The organism is Acinetobacter sp. WU_MDCI_Abxb74, from assembly GCF_025513915.1.
GTDB classification, from domain to species: domain Bacteria; phylum Pseudomonadota; class Gammaproteobacteria; order Pseudomonadales; family Moraxellaceae; genus Acinetobacter; species Acinetobacter calcoaceticus_C.
Genome location: NZ_JAHPRP010000017.1, coordinates 38316 through 44575, shown reverse-complemented (window position 1 = coordinate 44575; position 6260 = coordinate 38316). Strand labels below are relative to the sequence as shown.

The following is a 6260-nucleotide window of genomic DNA, read 5'->3' as shown; positions in this document are numbered from 1 at the left end:
CGTGTCTCTGTCCGAGTCTGATTCTCTGTCAGAATCAGAGTCACTGTCCGAGTCAGACTCAGAGTCGCTATCAGAGTCTGAGTCGCTGTCAGAGTCCGAGTCGCTGTCCGAATCAGAGTCACTGTCAGAATCCGAGTCACTGTCAGAGTCCGAATCACTGTCCGAATCCGAGTCGCTGTCCGAATCAGAATCGCTGTCAGAGTCCGAGTCACTATCAGAGTCCGAGTCACTGTCCGAATCAGAGTCGCTGTCGCTGTCAGAATCGCTGTCGCTGTCCGAATCAGAATCGCTGTCCGAATCAGAGTCGCTGTCAGAATCAGAGTCGCTGTCAGAATCAGAGTCGCTGTCAGAGTCAGAATCGCTGTCGCTATCAGAATCCGAATCGCTGTCCGAATCAGAATCGCTGTCCGAATCCGAGTCGCTGTCCGAATCAGAGTCGCTGTCAGAGTCCGAATCGCTGTCCGAATCAGAGTCGCTTTCTAAACTATTATTTTTATCGCTGTCATGAGCCCACCACAAAATTCCTGCTGCGGTTAGTGGTACAGATAACCATGCCCATGGAGATGCAGCACCATCATGATAAAGCAATGGTTCAATACTATCGATATAACTATAAGTGATATGGTCTAATAAGGCCCCATTACTGTCAGTAAACTGTACCCACAGTAATTTATGATTATTATCTTCAAAAACTAAACTATTATCGGTTGAATAATTACCACCATTAAAGAAATCAATTATTACTATTTGCTCACCGTTTTTTAAAGTAATAATTGCATTTCTACCGTCTTGTCTAATTTCAGAAACATCATCTTTATTTACTTTTATTAAAATAACTGATGCTTCGGAAAGAGTGACTGTATCTTTTGTCGTAGTTTCTAAGGTTTCATGACTATCCTTAGAAACCACCCTTATTTCAGACATATTTATTCCCCTTCTCAGGATTATTTAATTAAACCAATCCAATTTAGAGCTCTTAAATTTTATTAAATAAGAAGAGCCCAAATTAAGGGATAAATTAGATAAAACAAGGGCCAACCTCAACGCATAATTTAATTGTAAACATGAATTACGTCACAAAAAAATAGCAAAAAGAAGTTTATTTATTAACCAAAATAAAACCAAAATTATTAATTATTATTTTTCAAAGAATTAGAATCAAATTAAAATAAAAATATGCTTTTAATATTTTTATGTTTTAAAACACAAACAATAAAAACCACACATTTAAAACAAGATATTATCTCGATTAATATCTATATGGTTTTTAAATATTTAAAAGCCATATAGATATATATTTTTTACCTTTCTCTTAAAGCTTCTTTGGCTTTATTAAATGGTTTAAGCAAGTAATCCAGTACCGTTTTTTCACCAGTACGAATATCTACCGTTGCCACCATACCCGGTGTAATACCGTATGCCTTACCTTGTTTATTATAAAGCTTGTCAGAATCAGTCCGGATATAAACACGATAATAGAATTGATCCTGTTTAACCTCATCACGAATCGTGTCTGGTGAAATAACCGTTACCTTACCTTTTAAACCACCATAAATTGAGTAGTCATAAGCAGTAATCTTAACCAGCGCTTCTTGTCCCGGACGAATAAATGCAATGTCACGCGGTAAAATACGCGCTTCAATCAGCAACTGCTCATCAATTGGAACAATGGTCATCAACTTACCGTTTTGTGGAATAACACCACCATGGGTAGTGACCGCAATTTCTTTGACAACACCACGTACTGGTGCTTTAAAAATGGCACGATCTAAGCTGTCAGTACGCCCCAGCACAACTTGTTGCTGCGTTTCAATATCGGTATTGGCTTTTGATAACTCTTCACGAGCCTCCACGAAATACTGGTTCTGCACATCATTCATTTTATTCCTAAGATCATTGGCTTCACGACGTAAACGTAAAACTTCAACCTCACTGGCTGCACCTTTAGCAACCAACGGTTCGGTCATTGCCAGTTCTTGTTGTACCAGTTGCAATGCCTGCCTAAAACCTGCAAGTGTTTGTTCGAGATTAGCCCTGCGGGACGCATATAATGCCGTTTCTTCATGTACAAGTTTTGGTTCTTTCAGCACAATTTCAGGAAAAGCCAATGATGTTCCATTTACTTCCGCCCGCAAACGTGAAGCTGTTGCCTGAGCAGAAATAAGCAAAGATCTTGATTCACCGACATTCGATGCAAAACGGGTTGGATCTAATTGTGCAAGAATTTCACCTTTTTGAACAATGTCGCCCTCTTGCACATTCAGCTTGGTTAAAATACCGCCTTCTAAAGACTGGATGACCTGCTCTTTAGATGATGGAACTACTTTACCTGTGCCGGTAGAAACTTCTTCAAGTTTAAATACCCATGCCCAGATAAAGAAAATAACTAAACCAATCCCCACAATCCAGATCACTAAACTGGCACGGGGTAACGGTGGTTCGCTATAAGAGACATTCATTGAACGCGTAAGTTCTTGTTCTTTTTGTGGTTCGCTCATGAATTATCCCCTTGCGCTTGTTTTTGTTGGGCTGTCGATTGGTTAAGGACCTGATCTCTTGGACCATCCATCACGATTTTGCCTTCGTTCACGACAATAATACGGTCCACCAGTTCTAAAACAGCTCGGCGGTGTGTCGCAACGACCAAGGTCCGATGTGCCAGCCATCCTTTTAAATGATCAATCAGTTGCTTCTCTGCCACATCATCAATGGATGCTGTCGGTTCATCGAGTAATAAAATATTAGGTTGACGAATCAATAAACGGGCCAATAACAATGCTTGTTTCTGACCACCCGAGAAACCAACCCCACCTTCTAAAATCAGGTGATCGAGTCCTTCTTTTTTCTCTTGCACAAAAGGTAATGCACCTGTCATGACTAAAGCCCGAAGAATATCTTCATCCGTTGCAAGCGGAGCACCCAAAGTAAGATTTTCACGAATCGTACCGTAGAAAAGACAAGCGTTCTGGTTAAGTAAACCCATATCACGACGTACATCAGATGGGTCAATCAGGGAAAGATCCAGACCATCTAAATGCACGGCACCTTGAGTTGGAATTTGCATTCCTGATAGAAGCTGAAGCAGTGTCGATTTACCTGCACCATTGCGCCCCAGAATTGCAATTTTTTCACCAGCACGAATTTTTAAGTGGCGAACTGCAAGGCTCGGACGTGGTTCATCCTCACTATATTGGAACAAGACATTTTTTAATTCGTAGTCGCCATTTAAAGCAGCCTTGTGTACCAGATGCGAACGCTCTGGCTGATCGATCGGACGTTGCATGAGTTCATCTAAGCTTTGTTTTGCTACTTTCGCCTGCTGTAAACGACCTAAAACACCTGTGATATGACTAATCGGTGCCAACATACGTGAAGATAAAATTGAACAGGCCACTAACGCACCCGTAGTCATTTCCCCTTCCATTACCGCAAAACTTCCCACTAACACTACAAGTGCGTAGGTCAGTCCCTGAATCTTTTGTGTCCATGCCATTAAGGTGCCGACAATTTTACGTTGTTTCATCCCAATATCGGCAGAAACATCATTCATGTGGTTCCACTGGTTTTGGAAACGCGATTCTGCACGCAACAACTTGATATCTTCAATACCCTGCACCGCTTCAACCAGAATGGCATTACGGATTGAAGATTCTCTCATACCTTCCTGTGCGAGTTGTGCTAGCTTTTTCTGCACCAGAATACCCGGCAAAATCATAAGTGGCACAACCAGTAACATCACCCAAAACAGCTTGCCGCCAATAATGGCAAAAATGGTCAGGAACAGGAAAAAGAATGGGAAATCTGCCATCGCCGTAATGGTGGTTGAAGTCACCAGTTCACGAACACCTTCGAGCTCACGAATCTGGGAAATAAAACTACCTGTAGACCTTGAACGGTCTTTATTTCTAATTCTTAATGCATGGCCAAATACGCGGTCAGAAACCCGTAAATCAGCACGTTTACCAATAATATCAGATAGATAAACTCGGGAAACACGTAAGACAAACTCAAAAACAGCAGCAATGAGTACACCACCTGCCAGAACCCATAAGGTTGGAACAGACTGTGAAGGCACAACACGGTCATAGACTTGCATTGAGAAAACAATAGTTGCCAGTGCTAGTACATTGGCAATGAGCGAGGCAAACATAATATCAACGTAACGCTTCCAGTCCCTTAGAACAATTGACCAGAACCAGCTTGCTTCATACGGTTTGATATATTCATCAATACGTGCATCGGGAATAGAGGTTTCAGGACGCAGAATATAGACATTCTTAACCTTATCTTTTAAAGCACCTAAAGAGACATTCTGCGAAAGCCCTTGATCTCCACTAAACTGAATACTGACATTCCCTTGGCTATCTGCTTTATCAACAACCCCAACTTGCCCGTCATTAAACTCGACCAGAACAGGTAGCCGCCACGGATTAAGTAAATCTAATGAAAAAGGCACTTTACGTAAATTTAGTCCAACCTGACGTGTCATTAACTGTAAAACATCATCAAGGTTTTGATTCTGGTTCCAGTCAAGTTGTAAACGGATTCTTTCTTCTGAAGGCTCAATTCGATAATGTTTAGCAATCGTTAAGACCGACTGCAACCAGGGCTGGTAGTTTATTTTTGTCATCATGGTTGTACTTCGAACCCCTGAATTGAAATATTATTTAAGCCATAGGCTTGGCGGGAACGTCCTGTTGCCGAAATGTACTGAACAATACTGTTGTAAATATCATAACGTGCAGATTCGAGTTCTGAATTGGCACTATGAATGGCCTGTTCTGCATTCAATAAATCGACCAATGAACGTGTACCCAGTTTGTACTGCTCTTGATAAAGTTCACGTGTACGAACGGTTGTTGCCTGACGATTAGTCAGCACCTGCATTTGACGTTGTTTATTTTCAATTTGCTCACGGCTGGTTCTGATCTGGTCAAGAACATCCAGATAAACTGAATTGACCTGAGATTTAGCTGCTTCTTCGGCATAGCTTGCCATTTTAACCTGAGAAGAAACTGCGCCACCTTGATAAAACTGACTGCTTGCTTCAAGCATGACGGAACTATATAGACCGTCATCTTTATCATTGTTTGGATTTCTGCCGTTAATAGCCTGACTTAAGGAACCTTTAACGGACAAGGTTGGATAACGTGTTAAACGAGTCTGTTCCTTTTGTGCCTTGGCAACTTCCACACCCGCTTGAGCCGCAATCATTTTTGGGATGGTATTGAATTCAGGCTCACTATAGAGACCAGATTGCTTCACCAAATCATCAGGAATGACCCATACTTTATTAAAAACATCGACTCCTACCAGAGTTCTTAGATGTTGCTGGTACTGACGTAATAAGGATTGCTGAGCAATTAGTGTTGATTGTGCAGATTCTAAATATGTTTGTGCCTGAACTGGATCAGCTTGGCTACTAATACCTGCATTTGCACGTAAATTAGCAATATTCTGAATTCGCTGAATACCTGCAATTTGCTGCTCGGCAATTTTATTTAATTGAAGATAGCGCTGAATATTGACAATCGATTGCGCAACATCAAGTGCAATATCATCAATACTGACCAGCACATTGGCCTGCTCAACCTGAACCTTAGCCTGCTGAACCGATACACCTGATTTTACTTTGCCAAAATCAAAAAGCATTTGAGTTGCAGATAACGTGAGTAACTGTCTCCCCCGCTCACCACTACTTAAGTCACCTGTACTGATACCACCTGAAAGCTGTGGATAATAACCTGCCTTGGCAAAATCAATACCCGCATTTTGGCCAGCTAAAGTGGAAATGGCTTGAGAAATATTAGGGTTTCGTTGAACTGCATATTGAATCGCATCAATTAAACTGACTTGATTGTTCCACATCGCAGTAGACGTCGGTAAATAGTTCCCATCATTTTCTAGCCGTTGAAATTGACTCTGATCAAACCCTAAATTACTTAATTTTTGAAAATCGACAGATCGGTAACTTTCATCTGGCGTGGGTTTAAAGAGTTGAGAAACTTTTTTTGTTAAGCTTTTTCCTGAGTTAACAGACGCGGTATCTGCCTTTGTAATTGATATTGATACACTAGAAGCAATAAAAAAAAATATAAAAAACTTCGTACCTGATCTGATTATAAGTTGGAAATCATTGTGGGAAAAAGGCAATTTACTCATTAGAAGATCTAATCTCTTGAAATATTGTAAAACAATCCAAAACTCAGTTAAAAATTATCAAAAATATTAAATTCCATACTTTAAATAAATAATTTTCA

General features: G+C 40.6%; 4 protein-coding genes. All 4 read right to left on the bottom strand.

Features of this window, described 5'->3' with window-relative positions; translation table 11 throughout:
- The coding region (locus KTH84_RS19105) for a BapA/Bap/LapF family prefix-like domain-containing protein (RefSeq protein ID WP_410374406.1) at positions 1-924 on the bottom strand (924 nt) is incomplete at its 3' end.
- Positions 925-1301: 377 nt separating this feature from the next.
- The gene (locus tag KTH84_RS18470; RefSeq protein ID WP_262474676.1) at positions 1302-2498 is read right to left on the bottom strand and encodes an HlyD family type I secretion periplasmic adaptor subunit; all 1197 of its coding nucleotides are present in this window, start codon (positions 2496-2498) and stop codon (positions 1302-1304) included.
- Entirely contained in the window at positions 2495-4633 is a 2139-nt protein-coding gene (locus KTH84_RS18465; RefSeq protein ID WP_262474673.1) for a type I secretion system permease/ATPase, read from the bottom strand. Before KTH84_RS18465 ends, KTH84_RS18470 begins: the two co-directional genes overlap by 4 nt.
- Positions 4630-6162: a TolC family outer membrane protein gene (locus KTH84_RS18460; RefSeq protein WP_262474671.1), complete on the bottom strand. Its 1533-nt coding sequence runs from the start codon at positions 6160-6162 to the stop codon at positions 4630-4632. The genes KTH84_RS18465 and KTH84_RS18460 overlap by 4 nt, the downstream gene beginning before the upstream one ends.
- Positions 6163-6260: the final 98 nt, after the last annotated feature.

Bases quoted from the DNA above. Each gene is read 5' to 3' on its own strand.
- KTH84_RS18460 (WP_262474671.1), bottom strand. From the start codon at position 6,162: ATGAGTAAATTGCCTTTTTCCCACAATGATTTCCAACTTATAATCAGA.
- KTH84_RS18470 (WP_262474676.1), bottom strand. From the start codon at position 2,498: ATGAGCGAACCACAAAAAGAACAAGAACTTACGCGTTCAATGAATGTC.
- KTH84_RS18465 (WP_262474673.1), bottom strand. From the start codon at position 4,633: ATGATGACAAAAATAAACTACCAGCCCTGGTTGCAGTCGGTCTTAACG.